Source organism: Mesorhizobium erdmanii USDA 3471 (genome assembly GCF_000472705.1).
Taxonomy (GTDB): domain Bacteria; phylum Pseudomonadota; class Alphaproteobacteria; order Rhizobiales; family Rhizobiaceae; genus Mesorhizobium; species Mesorhizobium erdmanii.
Map to the genome: position 1 here is coordinate 265705 of NZ_AXAE01000011.1, position 13248 is coordinate 278952.

The 13248-nt window shown below is 63.6% G+C and carries 12 protein-coding genes and 1 riboswitch; of the genes, 10 read left to right on the plus strand and 2 right to left on the minus strand.

What is annotated here, in order from left to right:
- Positions 1 to 2 precede the first annotated feature (2 nt).
- Entirely contained in the window at positions 3 to 2015 is a 2013-nt protein-coding gene (locus tag A3AU_RS0106405; RefSeq protein WP_027052054.1) for an acetyl-CoA carboxylase biotin carboxylase subunit, read from the minus strand.
- A 258-nt stretch (positions 2016 to 2273) separates the two neighbouring features.
- On the opposite strand from A3AU_RS0106405, the gene A3AU_RS0106410 reads away from it, so the two are divergent.
- From A3AU_RS0106410 to A3AU_RS0106440, 7 genes are all read left to right on the plus strand, one after another.
- Positions 2274 to 3401, plus strand: coding sequence for an S-(hydroxymethyl)glutathione dehydrogenase/class III alcohol dehydrogenase (locus A3AU_RS0106410; RefSeq protein WP_027052055.1), 1128 nt, complete (start codon positions 2274 to 2276; stop codon positions 3399 to 3401).
- 68 nt (positions 3402 to 3469) lie between these two features.
- Positions 3470 to 4039, plus strand: a complete 570-nt coding sequence (gene gfa / locus A3AU_RS0106415; protein WP_027052056.1) for an S-(hydroxymethyl)glutathione synthase — start codon at positions 3470 to 3472, stop codon at positions 4037 to 4039.
- A gap of 62 nt (positions 4040 to 4101) precedes the next feature.
- Positions 4102 to 4569, plus strand: coding sequence for a YaiI/YqxD family protein (locus A3AU_RS0106420; RefSeq protein WP_019858415.1), 468 nt, complete (start codon positions 4102 to 4104; stop codon positions 4567 to 4569).
- Between the two features lie 30 nt (positions 4570 to 4599).
- Positions 4600 to 5277, plus strand: a complete 678-nt coding sequence (locus A3AU_RS0106425) for a DUF1345 domain-containing protein (protein WP_027052057.1) — start codon at positions 4600 to 4602, stop codon at positions 5275 to 5277.
- A 98-nt stretch (positions 5278 to 5375) separates the two neighbouring features.
- Positions 5376 to 6251, plus strand: coding sequence for a cytochrome b/b6 domain-containing protein (locus A3AU_RS0106430; protein WP_032916894.1), 876 nt, complete (start codon positions 5376 to 5378; stop codon positions 6249 to 6251).
- A 1-nt stretch (position 6252) separates the two neighbouring features.
- Entirely contained in the window at positions 6253 to 7044 is a 792-nt protein-coding gene (locus A3AU_RS0106435; RefSeq protein ID WP_027052059.1) for a molybdopterin-binding protein, read from the plus strand.
- A complete protein-coding gene (locus A3AU_RS0106440) occupies positions 7044 to 7481 on the plus strand; it encodes a GNAT family N-acetyltransferase (protein ID WP_027052060.1) in 438 nt (145 codons plus the stop codon). Before A3AU_RS0106435 ends, A3AU_RS0106440 begins: the two co-directional genes overlap by 1 nt.
- Here the strand turns inward: A3AU_RS0106440 and A3AU_RS0106445 are convergent.
- Positions 7478 to 8479 carry a hypothetical protein gene (locus tag A3AU_RS0106445; protein ID WP_027052061.1) on the minus strand — a complete coding sequence of 334 codons (1002 nt, stop codon included), beginning with the start codon at positions 8477 to 8479 and terminating at the stop codon, positions 7478 to 7480. The two genes, A3AU_RS0106440 and A3AU_RS0106445, sit on opposite strands and share 4 nt — an antisense overlap.
- 222 nt (positions 8480 to 8701) lie before the next feature.
- A riboswitch (glycine riboswitch) is annotated at positions 8702 to 8788 on the plus strand.
- Between the two features lie 149 nt (positions 8789 to 8937).
- Here A3AU_RS0106445 and gcvT point away from each other — a divergent pair.
- Genes gcvT through gcvP form a run of 3 tightly spaced genes read left to right on the plus strand, consistent with a single transcriptional unit; the run spans position 8938 to position 13241 of the window.
- On the plus strand, positions 8938 to 10038 hold the full coding sequence (gene gcvT, locus A3AU_RS0106450) for a glycine cleavage system aminomethyltransferase GcvT (RefSeq protein ID WP_027052062.1): 1101 nt from the start codon (positions 8938 to 8940) through the stop codon (positions 10036 to 10038).
- 5 nt (positions 10039 to 10043) lie between these two features.
- Positions 10044 to 10412, plus strand: coding sequence for a glycine cleavage system protein GcvH (gene gcvH / locus A3AU_RS0106455; protein ID WP_027052063.1), 369 nt, complete (start codon positions 10044 to 10046; stop codon positions 10410 to 10412).
- Between the two features lie 18 nt (positions 10413 to 10430).
- On the plus strand, positions 10431 to 13241 hold the full coding sequence (gene gcvP, locus A3AU_RS0106460) for an aminomethyl-transferring glycine dehydrogenase (RefSeq protein WP_027052064.1): 2811 nt from the start codon (positions 10431 to 10433) through the stop codon (positions 13239 to 13241).
- Positions 13242 to 13248: the final 7 nt, after the last annotated feature.

Here is a 13248-nt window from a genome sequence, read left to right on the forward strand (position 1 = left end):
GCTCAGGCGAATTCCATGATCACGGCGTCCACCGCAAGACTGTCGCCCGGCTTGGCGTTGAGCTTCGACACGACGAGATCGCGTTCGGCGCGAAGCACGTTTTCCATCTTCATCGCCTCGACGACGGCAAGCGTTTCGCCGGCCTTGACCTCCTGGCCCTCGGCAACGGCGATCGACACGACGAGGCCGGGCATCGGGCAAAGCAGCAGTTTCGACGTGTCCGGCACCACCTTCTCCGGCATCAGGCGCTCGAGCTCGGCGGTGCGCGGCAGCATGGCGCGGGCGGTCACCGACATGCCCTTCCAGGCGACGCGAAGACCGTTGGCGACTGGCCGGATTTGGGCGACAACAGAGCGCTTGCCGACCGTGCCGCGCCAGATCAGGTCGCCGGGCCGCCAATCGGAAGAAACGGTCAGCGCCTTGCCGCCATCGATCGACAGGTCGATCTCCATCGGAATGGAAATCATGCCTTCGAGGATGGAGGCCTGGAGATACTCCTCGCCGATCTTCACCACCCAGTCGCGCTTGAGCGCTCCCGAATGTGGCGCCAGGCGGCCGCCCAGCCGGTCGAGCCGGTCGCGACGCAGCAGTTCCACGGAGGTGGCGATCGAGGCCAACACGGCTTTTTCTTGGACGTTTGGTACGACAGGCGCAAAGCCGTCGGGGTATTCCTCGGCGATGAATCCCGTCGATATGGCCCCTTCCCGCCAGCGCGGGTGCTGCATCAGGGCAGCCAGGAACGGGATATTGTGCTCGATGCCATCGACCACAAAACTGTCGAGCGCTTCCGACATGGCATTGATTGCCTCGAGCCGAGTCGGTGCCCAGGTGCACAGCTTGGCCAGCATCGGGTCGTAGAACATCGAAATCTCCGAGCCCTCGGTGACGCCGGTGTCGTTGCGGATGACGACATCGCCGAATTGCCCCTCCTCCGGTGGCCGGTAGCGCGTCAGCCGGCCGATCGACGGCAGGAAATTGCGATAGGGATCCTCGGCGTAGAGCCGGCTTTCGACCGCCCAGCCATTCAGCGTGATGTCGCTTTGCTTCAGGCCAAGTTTTTCGCCGGCGGCGACGCGGATCATCTGTTCGACCAGATCAATGCCTGTAACAAGCTCCGTCACCGGGTGCTCGACCTGCAATCGGGTATTCATTTCGAGGAAATAGAAGTTTTTGTCCTTGTCGACGATGAATTCCACCGTGCCGGCGCTCTGATAGTCGACAGCCCGGGCCAGCGCCACCGACTGCTCGCCCATCGCCTTGCGCGTCTTGGCATCGAGAAACGGCGACGGCGCTTCTTCCGCTACCTTCTGGTTGCGGCGCTGGATCGAGCATTCGCGCTCGCCGAGATAGAGCGCGTTGCCATGCGCGTCAGCCAGCACCTGGATCTCGATATGACGCGGATCGACGACGAACTTTTCGATGAAAACCCGGTCGTCGCCGAACGAACTCTTGGCCTCCGAACGCGCCCGGTCGAAACCGTCGCGCACTTCCGATTGGTTCCAGGCGATGCGCATGCCCTTGCCGCCGCCGCCGGCCGACGCCTTGATCATCACGGGATAGCCGATCTCGCCGGCGATCTTTTCAGCATGGTCGGCATTCTCGATCACGCCGAGCCAGCCGGGCACCGTCGAAACCTTGGCGGCGTTGGCGAATTTCTTCGATTCGATCTTGTCGCCCATCGCCTTGATCGCCTTGGGCTTCGGGCCGATGAAGACGATGCCTTCCCCTTCCAGCGCCTCGCAGAATGCGGCGCGCTCCGATAGAAAGCCATAGCCGGGATGCACGGCCTGAGCTCCGGTTTCCTTGCAGGCGGCGATGATCTTCTCAGGCAGCAAATAACTCTGTGCCGCGGGCGACGGGCCGACATGCACCGCCTCGTCGGCCATCTCGACATGCACGGCATCGCGATCGGCGTCGGAATAGACGGCGACCGTCGCAATCCCCATCTTGCGCGCCGTCTTGATGACGCGACAGGCGATCTCGCCACGGTTGGCGATCAGGATCTTCTTGAACATTCGGATGTCGTTCCTCCGGCGAAGTGGTCCAGTTCTATGGACAATTCCGGTGCGCCTCAAGTGGCCGAGCGGTTGCAAGCGGCATACGGCGACAGCGCCGAAAAACGTCGCAAGGGAAGTTGGACGCCAACAAGGAAGTCTATAAGGTGGCATGGGCTCACTGCGGAGGGCTGGCGGACATTCGCTTCGCCGGGCAGGCTCGACAAGCCGGCCACATCAAAACAGATTATGTCGATTGCCTTTGGGAGGAACCGCCTGATGAAAACCCGCGCCGCTGTCGCTGTCGCCGCCGGAAAGCCGTTGGAGATCATGGAGGTCGACCTCGACGGTCCGCGCGAGGGCGAAGTGCTGGTCGAGATCAAGGCGACCGGCATCTGCCACACCGATGAGTTCACGCTCTCGGGCGCCGATCCGGAAGGCCTGTTTCCGGCCATCCTTGGCCATGAGGGTGCCGGCGTCGTCGTCGATGTCGGCAAGGGCGTCACCTCGGTCAAGAAGGGCGACCACGTCATTCCGCTCTATACGCCGGAATGCCGCCAGTGCCCGTCCTGCCTGTCCAGGAAGACCAATCTGTGCACCGCCATTCGCGCCACGCAAGGGCAAGGGTTGATGCCCGACGGCTCGTCGCGCTTCTCGATCGGCAAGGACAAGATCTTCCACTATATGGGCTGCTCGACCTTCTCGAACTTCACCGTGCTGCCTGAGATCGCGGTGGCCAAGGTCAACCCCGACGCTCCCTTCGACAAGATCTGCTACATCGGCTGCGGCGTCACCACCGGCATCGGCGCCGTCATCAACACCGCCAAGGTCGAACAAGGCGCGACCGCTGTCGTCTTCGGCCTCGGCGGCATCGGCTTGAATGTCATCCAGGGCCTGAAGCTGGCCGGCGCCGACATGATCATCGGCGTCGATCTGAACAACGACAAGAAGGCCTGGGGCGAGCGTTTCGGCATGACGCACTTCGTCAATCCGAAGGAGATCGACGGCGACATCGTACCTCACCTCGTCAACATGACCAAGCGTGGCGCCGACCAGATCGGCGGCGCCGACTACACGTTCGACTGCACCGGCAACACCAAGGTGATGCGCCAGGCGCTGGAAGCCTCGCATCGCGGCTGGGGCAAGTCGGTTATCATCGGCGTCGCCGGCGCCGGCCAGGAAATCTCGACCAGACCGTTCCAGCTGGTCACCGGACGCACCTGGATGGGTACCGCCTTTGGCGGCGCGCGCGGCCGCACCGACGTGCCAAGAATCGTGGACTGGTACATGGACGGCAAGATCCAGATCGATCCGATGATCACCCATTTGCTGAAGCTGGAAGACATCAACAAGGGGTTCGACCTCATGCATGAGGGCAAGTCGATCCGAAGCGTCGTCGTTTACTGAAGCAAAGCCACACGCCGCCGACCGACCGGCCTGCGACCACTGTGGTTCACAACTGGGAGGAGAAAAGAATGGCGGAGAAACTGCATCCGAAAATCGACAATGGCCTGCCGAAGGAGAGCGCGAGCTTTGCCGGCGGCACGCTGGTCTGCGCTTGCACCAGCAAGCCGGTCAAGGTGAAGGTCAAGGGACAGATCGCCCACAACCACGCCTGCGGCTGCACCAAATGCTGGAAGCCGGAAGGCGCGGTATTCTCGGTGGTTGCCGTTGCCGGTACCGGCGACGTCACCGTCACCGAGAACGGCGACAAGCTCAAAGTGGTCGACCCCTCAGCGCTGATCCAGCGCCATGCCTGCACCGGCTGCGGCGTCCACATGCACGGTCCGGTCGAACGCGACCATGCGTTCAAGGGCCTGTCCTTCATCCATCCCGAACGCTTCGTCGAGGATGGCTGGTCGCCGCCGGGCTTCACCGCCTTCGTCTCGTCGATCATCGAATCCGGCGTCGATCCGAAGCGGATGGACGGCATCCGGGCGCGGTTGAAGACGATCGGGCTGGAGCCCTATGACTGCCTCAACCCCGGCCTGATGGATTACATCGCCACCTGGACGGCAAAGAGGTCCGGCGCTTTGCCGGCCTGAACATTGTGAGATTTCAGGCAGGGGCCGGACACGTTCCGGCCCCTGCCCGTTTCGGAGAGACAATGCCCGCACCCGCCATCTACGTCGACGCCGATGCCTGCCCGGTCAAAGCCGAAGTGGAGAAAGTCGCCGAACGCCTTGGCGTGGTCGTCACCTACGTCTCCAACGGCGGCCTGCGGCCATCGCGCGATCCGATGATCCGCAATGTCGTCGTCTCCAAGGGCGCTGACGCCGCCGACGACTGGATCGTCGAGAATGCCAAATCCAACGATATCGTGATCACGGCGGATATTCCGCTTGCCGCCCGCGCCGTTGCGCTCGGCGCGCATGTGCTCGGCCCGACCGGGCGCCCGTTCACCCCCGAAACCATCGGCATGGCGGTGGCCATGCGCGACCTCAAGCAGCATCTGCGCGAGACCGGCGAGAGCAAGGGCTACAATGCTTCCTTCGCGCCGCAGGACCGTTCCCGGTTCCTCGGCGAACTCGACCGTATCTTGCGGCGAGCGCTGAAATCCGCCACACCGGGCTAGCAACAAAGCGCCATCCAGGTGGAGACCGCCATGGCCGCCGACCCCCCGATCCAGACCCCCATGCAGCGCCACATGCTGTTCGCAATGTCGGCGTGTTTCGGAGCATTTGCGCTGCTTGTGGCGTTGCTGCTGCACGCCCCGCTCGCCTACTCGATCGGCGCCAACGCATTTTTCGCCGCTTACGTCACTCTCGTCGTCGGCCAGATGCCGAAATTGACTGGCAAGTATCTGAGCAAGAATGCGCGCGCCACCGACATGCCGGTGCTGGTGATCTTCGCCGTGACGCTCGTCGTCGTCATCGTCGCCGTTGTCTCCTTGTTCTTGCTGATCAATCAGAAGGACAGAGGCGATCTCGTCGGACTCGGCTTCGCATTGCTGTCGATCCCGCTCGGCTGGTTCACTATCCACGCCATGGCGGCGCTCCACTATGCCCATGTCTACTGGATGGACGGCGACGAGGTCGACACCAAGACCAAGAAGAATATCCCGGTCGGCGGACTGCTGTTTCCCGGCGACAAGAGGCCGGAAGGCTGGGATTTCCTCTACTTCTCGGCCGTTATCGGCATGACGGCACAGACCGCCGACACCAACATCTCGACCACGCATATGCGTTGTGTGGTACTTGTCCATTCGATCCTGTCGTTCTTCTTCAACACTGTCATCGTCGCCGCCGCCGTCAATCTCGCCGTCAGCCTGGGCGGCCCGTAATAAATCCGTGATCGGATGAAACATCGGTTTGGATCGCGACGTATCAGGAGGACAATGGACGCATAGGCCACGTCGCGGGGCCGGGGAGACGAGACAAGATGGAATCGATTGCCAGAAGCCAATCCGCCACCGGTCCGGGCGTTCCCGCATCAACAGAGAGGCCGCTGATCTACCGGCAGTCGCGCTGGACACGGCTGACGCATTGGCTATGGGCCATCTCGTTGTTCTTCATGCTGCTTTCCGGCCTGCAGATCTTCAATGCCCGTCCCCAACTCTACATCGGCAAGCAATCCGGTTTCGGCTACCACAACACGATCCTCGAGATAGGCGCCGAGAACACAAGCGCCGGTCCACGCGGCTTCACCGAAATCTTCGGACACCGCTTCGACACGACGGGCGTGCTCGGCTGGTCAGGCCCGGCCGGCAACGAAACGGCGCGCGGCTTTCCGTCCTGGGCGACCATACCGTCCTATTATGATCTCGGCACCGCCCGCGTCATTCATTTCTTCTTCGCGTGGATCCTGACGACGACCTTGCTCGTCTGGCTGGTCGCCAGCCTGATCAACGGCCATATCAGGCGCGATCTCGCACCGCGCCTCGACGACCTCAAACGGCTGCCGCAGGACATCGTCGACCATGCGAAGCTGAAATTCCACCACACGCGCGAATACAACACGCTCCAGAAGATGGCTTATGGCGGAGTGCTGTTCGTGCTGTTGCCGCTGATGATCATCACCGGCCTTGCGATGTCGCCGAGCATGAATTCGGTGCTGCCGTTCCTCAACGAATTGCTTGGCGGCCGGCAGACGGCGCGCACCATCCATTTCACTGTCATGCTGCTGCTCGTCGGCTTCTTCATCATCCACATCCTGATGATCCTGGCAGCCGGCCCGATCAACGAACTGCGCTCCATCATCACCGGCTGGTACCGCACCGACCCCACGGCGCATGACGACAAGACGAGCGAGGCCTGACATGACGAAGTTCCAAATCAGCCGCAGAAAATTCCTGACCGCCGCCAGCCTCGGTGCCTCCGGCATGATGCTCTCGGGCTGCGACGCTTTCGACAGCCAGTTGAGCATCGGCAGCGGCCTGCGCAGCTTCCTCGAAAACGCCAATGGCCTGACCTATCGCGCGCAACGGCTGCTTGCCGGCCGCGATGCGCTGGCGCCGGAATTCACCGAAGCCGATATCCGCCAGCCACAGCGGCCGAACGGCGTCACCTCTCCCGACGACGACACCTACAAGGGCCTGCTCGCCAACAATTTCGCCGACTGGCGATTGGAAGTTTCGGGCCTGGTCGAAAAGCCGCTGTCGCTGACCCGCGAGCAGTTGCAGAACATGCCGAGCCGCACGCAGATCACCCGCCACGATTGCGTCGAGGGCTGGAGCTGCATCGCCAAATGGACCGGCACACCGCTGTCGCTGCTGCTCGACCAAGCCGTGGTCAAGCCGCAGGCGCGCTATGTCATGTTTCACTGCCTGGACACGATCGACCGCAGTCTGTCGGGCGACATCAAATACTACGGCACCATTGACCTGATCGACGCCCGCCACCCGCAGACCATCCTCGCCTACGGTCTCAACGGCAAGCCGTTGCCAGTCGAGAACGGTGCACCGCTGCGTGTCCGCGTCGAACGCCAGCTCGGCTACAAGATGCCGAAATACCTCTACAAGATCGAATTGGTCGACGGTTTCGCCAATGTCGGCGGCGGCCGCGGCGGCTATTGGGAAGACAATGGCTATGACTGGTATGGAGGGATTTGATGCCCTCTCGAATAGAGGCTGAGCACGACCTGTCGCCCACCGAACTGGGTGCCTTGGAGGACCAACTGCATAGCGAGAACCGGCGCCTCACAGGCCGCGGCGATGACAAAGGATTAGCTTTTGTAGTTCGTGACGACGCAGGACGAGCGATTGGTATAGCAGCTGGACATTCGTGGGCAGGCACGTCTGAACTTAAATTGATGTGGGTTGACGAAGCCTATCGAGGTCGAGGCCACGCAAGGCAGTTGCTCGATGCTTTTGTCGCTGAGGCCGCCGGTCGCGGCGTTCGGTGGATATGGGTCTCGACACACGACTTTCAGGCGCCGCGCCTATACGAAAAGGCCGGCTTCGAGCGCGTCGCTGAGCTCGCGGATTGGCCCGAGGGCCATTCCAACATTATTCTGCGCAAAACGATCGCGGCGGATGCCTTGCCTTAGGCCACCTTGTCCAGCAGCGGCTTCAGCGCCGGGTGAATCTCCGGCGACGCGTGCTTGATCAGCGTCAGCAGCGCGCACTCGTTCTCGTAGAGAGGCCTGTCCACGCCGATATGTCCGACCAGCCATTTGGCTTCGCCGGCATCGATCGTCTCGGCACGGCGGGCGAGTGCTTCGGCCGCCCTGTTCCTGGCCTCCCATTCGGCTTCGATGTCGCCAGGCGAGCGATAGGCCTCGATGATGCCGGCAAGGCCACCCGAGACCATGCGGCTGAAGAAGCCGCCGATTTCCGGATCGGCGTGGTCGAGGAAGTTTTCCTGGCGCAGCGCCACATCGCGGGTCGGAGCCTCATAGCCGGCGGAGCACATGACGAAATTGGCGATCGCCTTGACGAACAGATCGTTCCAGGAAGGGTCGTTCTTGGCGTGCGCCGTCTGTTCATTGATCCTGAACAGCACCTCGGCCTCGCCACGGGTGACGGCGATGTTGCCGTCGCCGCCATGGGCATGGAGGATGCGTCGCAGCAGTTCGACCTCCGCCTTTGCGATCAGTCCCGGCACCAACGCACCGCCCAGCATCAGCGGCCCCTTGCCGTCGATGACGGCGTAGGCCACCTGCTCCAGCGCGTAGACGCAAAGCCGGCTCGGCGAGGATCTCGCCCCTTCCAGCACATGGACTAGCAATTCAAGTTCGGTGCGGCTGTCGACCATGCCGTCCCGCGAGATGGTGCGGATCAGCCAGTCGGCATTGTCCTGCGAGATGTAGCCGGACGGCTTTTCCTGATGGACGATGTAGTCGGTCACCGCCTCGACGAAGAACGGCGCCCAATCCGTGCATTTGTCCCGCGCCGTCTGGTCGAGCGCGAACAGTGCCTCGGCCTCGCCGCGCGTCACCACGCCATCGGCGAATACGTCGCGGCGCAGCATCACCACATCCTCCGAAGCGATGCGGTTCTTCGAAGTCAGCCCCGCCACCGGCGCGCTCATGATCAATTCGCCCATCTTCCGTCCCCGATCCGCCCCAAAGCGTTACATGGGCCTCCCATATCAGGAGTGTCTTGAAAAACCGGCAAACGGCTTGGTTAGCGAAGGCTTGTCGGCGAGCCGCGCTTTAGGTGTGTTGAGATTCACCTGAATATCACTGCACCTTTGATGTCGCTGGGAGGTGACAAGGTGTCGTCGACGGGCTATGGATGGCGCGTCGAGGGCTCATGGTTTGAGTCCTACCTGTTTGCGGGAGAGAGCAGCGCGAGCTGCCGCCGAAGGGGAAATCGCCCGAAATCTCTCAGGCAAAAGAACCGTGGACGGGAAAGACACTCTGGAAAGTCGGGGCTTGCCCCCGCGCCGAAGGTGTAAGCGCCGCTGACAGAGTTCCGGCTGCGCGAGTCTCTCAGGCTTCAGACAGAGGGGCACGGACTGGTCGCCATTCGCGGCCGATTGCGTGCGACTCTGGAGACGACATGACGGGCGACGACTCAAAACACCTTCCCCTTGAAGATATCCACGCAGCCGCCGGTGCGCGCTTCGGCGCCTTTGCCGGCTGGTCGATGCCGCTGACCTATCCGGCCGGCGTCATGAAGGAGCATCTGCATACCCGCGAACATGCCGGCCTGTTCGACATCTCGCACATGAAACTGTTCGAGGTCAGCGGGCCGGGTGCGCTTCCCCTGCTCAACCTTGCTTGCCCACTGGATGCCGGCGCGCTCGGGATTTCGCAGTCCAAGCTGACGTTCCTCCTGAATGAGGCAGGCGGCATTCTCGACGATCTGATCGTCACCCGACTTGGCGACGACCGCTTCATCGTCGTCGCCAATGCCGGCAACGCCATCGCCGACGAAAAGCATCTGCGCGCGCTGGCCGCTGATTTCGATGTGAAGGTCGAGCCGCTCGACCGCGTCTTCCTGGCCATCCAGGGGCCTGAAGCCTGGGCCGCCCTTTCCCGCGCCGGCATCGAGACCGGTTCGCTGCTGTTCATGCGCGGCGCCGAGCCGCGGAAAAACTGGTTCATGAGCCGTTCTGGCTATACCGGCGAGGACGGTTTCGAGATCGGCCTGCCGGAGGCGGACGCACGGGATCTGGTGGCGAAACTGCGCGAAGACGAGCGTGTGCTCTGGATCGGCCTCGCCGCGCGCGACAGCCTGCGGCTGGAAGCGGGGCTTTGCCTGCATGGTCAGGACCTCACGCCGGAGACCGACCCGGCCGCCGCCGCGCTGATGTGGGCGATCCCCAGGGATGTCCGCGCTTCCGGCACCTTCATCGGCGCCGACGCCCTGCGCGCCGCCGTCGAACGCGGCCCGGCGCAAAAGCGTGTCGGGCTGAAGCCGGAAGGCCGCCAGCCGGTGCGCGCCGGTGCCGCGCTGTTCGACGCCGACGGCAATCCTGCCGGCCACGTCACATCGGGCGGCTTCGGCCCCTCGGCCGGCCATCCGGTGGCCATGGGCTATGTCGCCGCGGCGCTGGCAAAGCCCGGTACACGGATTTTCGCCGATGTGCGCGGCGCCAGGATCCCCGTCGATATCAGTTCCCTGCCCTTCACCCCTCATCGCTACCGCAAAGGATGAATTCCATGGCAACGACCTATTTCACATCGGATCACGAATGGCTCCGCGTCGAAGGCGGCATCGCCACCGTCGGCATCACCGACTACGCGCAGGAACAGCTCGGCGACTTGGTCTTCGTCGAACTGCCAGAGACGGGAAAGAAGCTGACCAAGGGCGATACCGCCGTCGTGGTCGAATCCGTCAAGGCGGCCTCGGATGTCTACGCGCCGGTCGATGGCGAGATCACCGAGGCTAACAGCACGCTGTCGTCCGACCCGTCGCTGGTCAATTCGGCCGCCACCGGCGCCGGCTGGCTGTGGAAGATGAAGCTTGCCGACGAAGGCCAGCTCGCCGGCCTCATGGATGAGGCCGCCTACAAAGCCCATATCGCCTGATAGCAGGATTTCAAAAAGATGAGCGCAGCACTTACCCCCTTCTCGGCCCGCCATATCGGTCCTGGCGTCAACGATGTCAGAGCCATGCTTGCCGTTATCGGCGTTCCCTCCGTCGAGACGCTGATCAGTCAGGCCGTACCCCAATCAATTCGGCTCGACTTGCCGCTGACCTTGCCCGCGCCGGCCAGCGAAGCCGAAGCGTTGGCCGAATTGTCGGCGACGATGGCCGGGAATATCGTGCTGAAGAGCTTCATCGGCGCCGGCTATCACGGGGTCCATGTACCGCCGGTCATCCAGCGCAATCTGTTCGAGAATCCGGCCTGGTATACGGCCTATACCCCCTATCAGGCCGAGATCAGCCAGGGCCGGCTGGAAATGCTGTTCAATTTCCAGACGCTGGTCACCGAACTGACCGGCCTGCCGGTGGCATCGGCCTCGCTGCTCGACGAGGCGACCGCCGTGGCGGAAGCTGTCGGCATCGCGCTTCGCCACCACCGCGACAAGCGCACCAAGGTGGCGTTCGCGGGCACGCCGCACCCGCAGACGCTGGATGTCGTGCGCACCCGCGCCGAACCGCTCGGCATCGAGATCGATGGCGAGACGATCGACGACAATACGGCTGCGCTGCTCGTCTCCTGGCCCGACACCTTTGGCGTCTACGGCGACCACAAGGCCGCGATCGACAAGGCCCGCGCCACCGGTGCAATCGTCGTCTTCATCGCTGATCCGCTTGGTCTGACGCTGACCGATGCACCGGCAAAACTCGGCGCCGACATCGCTGTCGGCCCCATGCAGCGCTTTGGCGTGCCGATGGGCTTTGGCGGCCCGCATGCCGCCTATTGCGCCGTCTCAGACAAATTGACCCGGCTGATGCCCGGCCGCCTGGTCGGCCAGTCGACCGACAGCAAGGGGCGGCCCGGCTACCGCTTGGCCTTGCAGACGCGCGAACAGCATATCCGCCGCGACAAGGCGACCTCCAACATCTGCACCGCGCAGGCGCTGCTCGCCAACATGGCGACAGCCTACGCCATCTGGCACGGGCCCGCCGGGCTGCAGGCGATCGCCGGGCGTATCCACGCGCTGGCCAACCGCTTGGCAAGCGGCCTCGAGGCCGCTGGGCTTTCGGTGCTTGGCGCCAGCCGCTTCGACACGGTGACGGTGGCGGTGAAGGGCAAGGCGACGCGGATCGCCGAAGCTGCCGAAAAGAGCGGACGGCTGCTGCGCGTCCTCGACGCCGACCATGTCGGCATCGCCTTCGACGAGACCTCGACCGACGCCGATCTCGATGCGATCGCTTCCCTGTTCGGCGCCAAGGCCGCTGCCTCGGCCGACAGCACGGTACCCGGCAAGCCGCGGGGAAAAGAGTTTCTCACCCAGCCGGTCTTCCATGAGAACAGGTCGGAAACCGACATGATGCGCCTGTTGCGCCGGCTGGCCGACAAGGACCTGGCGCTCGACCGCTCGATGATCCCGTTGGGATCCTGCACCATGAAGCTCAACGCGGCGGCCGAAATGATGCCGGTGAGCTGGCCAAGCATCGCCAATCTGCATCCCTTCGCACCGGCCAGCCATTCGGCCGGCTACCGCGCCATGATCGGCGAACTCGAGGGCTGGCTGTCGGAAATCACCGGCTTTGACGCAGTCAGCCTGCAGCCCAATGCCGGCAGCCAGGGCGAATATGCCGGCCTGCTCGCCATCCGCGCCTATCACCGCTCGCGCGGCGAAGGCCATCGCACTATCTGCCTGATCCCCTCCTCCGCGCATGGCACCAACCCGGCAAGCGCGGCGATGGCCGGCATGAGCGTCGTCGTCGTGCGCTGCCTTGAGGACGGCAACATCGACATGGAGGACATGCGGGCCAAGGCCAACGAGCATTCCAAAGACCTCGCGGCACTGATGTTCACCTACCCCTCGACGCACGGCGTCTACGAGGAAGGCGCCCGCCACCTCTGCGCCCTCATCCATGAGCATGGCGGCCAGGTCTATTTCGACGGCGCCAATCTCAACGCCCTGGTCGCGCTCGCCCGGCCCGCGGATATCGGCGCCGATGTCTGCCATATGAACCTGCACAAGACCTTCTGCATCCCGCATGGCGGCGGCGGCCCCGGCATCGGCCCGATCGGCGTCAGGGCGCACCTCAAACCCCATCTGCCGGGCCATGTCACCGAAGGCTCGGCGCATGCCGTGTCGGCAGCGCCGTTCGGCAGCGCCTCCATCCTGCCGATCACCTGGATGTATATCCGCATGATGGGCGCCGCCGGGCTGAAGCAAGCAACGGAGACCGCCATCATCTCGGCCAACTATGTGGCGACACGGCTCGCGCCGCACTTCCCGCTGCTCTACAAGGGGCGGCACGATCGCATCGCGCATGAATGCATCCTCGACACGCGTGTGCTCAAGGAGAGCGCCGGCATCAGCGTCGACGACATCGCCAAGCGCCTGATCGATTACGGTTTCCACGCGCCGACCATGTCGTTTCCGGTCGCCGGTACGCTGATGGTCGAGCCGACCGAATCCGAACCCAAGCGCGAGCTCGACCGCTTCTGCGAGGCGATGATCGCGATCGCGGGCGAGGCAGCCAAGGTGGCGAAGGGCGAGTGGCCGCTGGCCGACAATCCGCTGGTCAACGCGCCGCACACCGCCGCCGAGGCCCTAGCCGGACCTTGGACCCATCCATACTCGCGCCTAGAAGCGGCCTATCCCGCCGGCGACGCCGACACCGCGGCCAAGTATTGGCCGCCAGTGTCGCGCATCGACAATGTCGCCGGCGACCGCAACCTGGTCTGCTCCTGCCCGCCGCTCTCGGATTATCTCGGTGCAGCGGAATAGCAGTCTC

What these genes read in the sequence shown, in the direction of transcription:
- A3AU_RS0106425 (WP_027052057.1), top strand. Translation starts at nt 4,600, where the DNA reads ATGGCCGCCGACCCCCCGATCCAGACCCCCATGCAGCGCCACATGCTG.
- A3AU_RS0106430 (WP_032916894.1), top strand. Translation starts at nt 5,376, where the DNA reads ATGGAATCGATTGCCAGAAGCCAATCCGCCACCGGTCCGGGCGTTCCC.
- A3AU_RS0106405 (WP_027052054.1), bottom strand. Translation starts at nt 2,015, where the DNA reads ATGTTCAAGAAGATCCTGATCGCCAACCGTGGCGAGATCGCCTGTCGC.
- gcvH (WP_027052063.1), top strand. Translation starts at nt 10,044, where the DNA reads ATGGCAACGACCTATTTCACATCGGATCACGAATGGCTCCGCGTCGAA.
- gcvT (WP_027052062.1), top strand. Translation starts at nt 8,938, where the DNA reads ATGACGGGCGACGACTCAAAACACCTTCCCCTTGAAGATATCCACGCA.
- A3AU_RS0106435 (WP_027052059.1), top strand. Translation starts at nt 6,253, where the DNA reads ATGACGAAGTTCCAAATCAGCCGCAGAAAATTCCTGACCGCCGCCAGC.
- gfa (WP_027052056.1), top strand. Translation starts at nt 3,470, where the DNA reads ATGGCGGAGAAACTGCATCCGAAAATCGACAATGGCCTGCCGAAGGAG.
- A3AU_RS0106410 (WP_027052055.1), top strand. Translation starts at nt 2,274, where the DNA reads ATGAAAACCCGCGCCGCTGTCGCTGTCGCCGCCGGAAAGCCGTTGGAG.
- gcvP (WP_027052064.1), top strand. Translation starts at nt 10,431, where the DNA reads ATGAGCGCAGCACTTACCCCCTTCTCGGCCCGCCATATCGGTCCTGGC.
- A3AU_RS0106445 (WP_027052061.1), bottom strand. Translation starts at nt 8,479, where the DNA reads ATGGGCGAATTGATCATGAGCGCGCCGGTGGCGGGGCTGACTTCGAAG.
- A3AU_RS0106420 (WP_019858415.1), top strand. Translation starts at nt 4,102, where the DNA reads ATGCCCGCACCCGCCATCTACGTCGACGCCGATGCCTGCCCGGTCAAA.
- A3AU_RS0106440 (WP_027052060.1), top strand. Translation starts at nt 7,044, where the DNA reads ATGCCCTCTCGAATAGAGGCTGAGCACGACCTGTCGCCCACCGAACTG.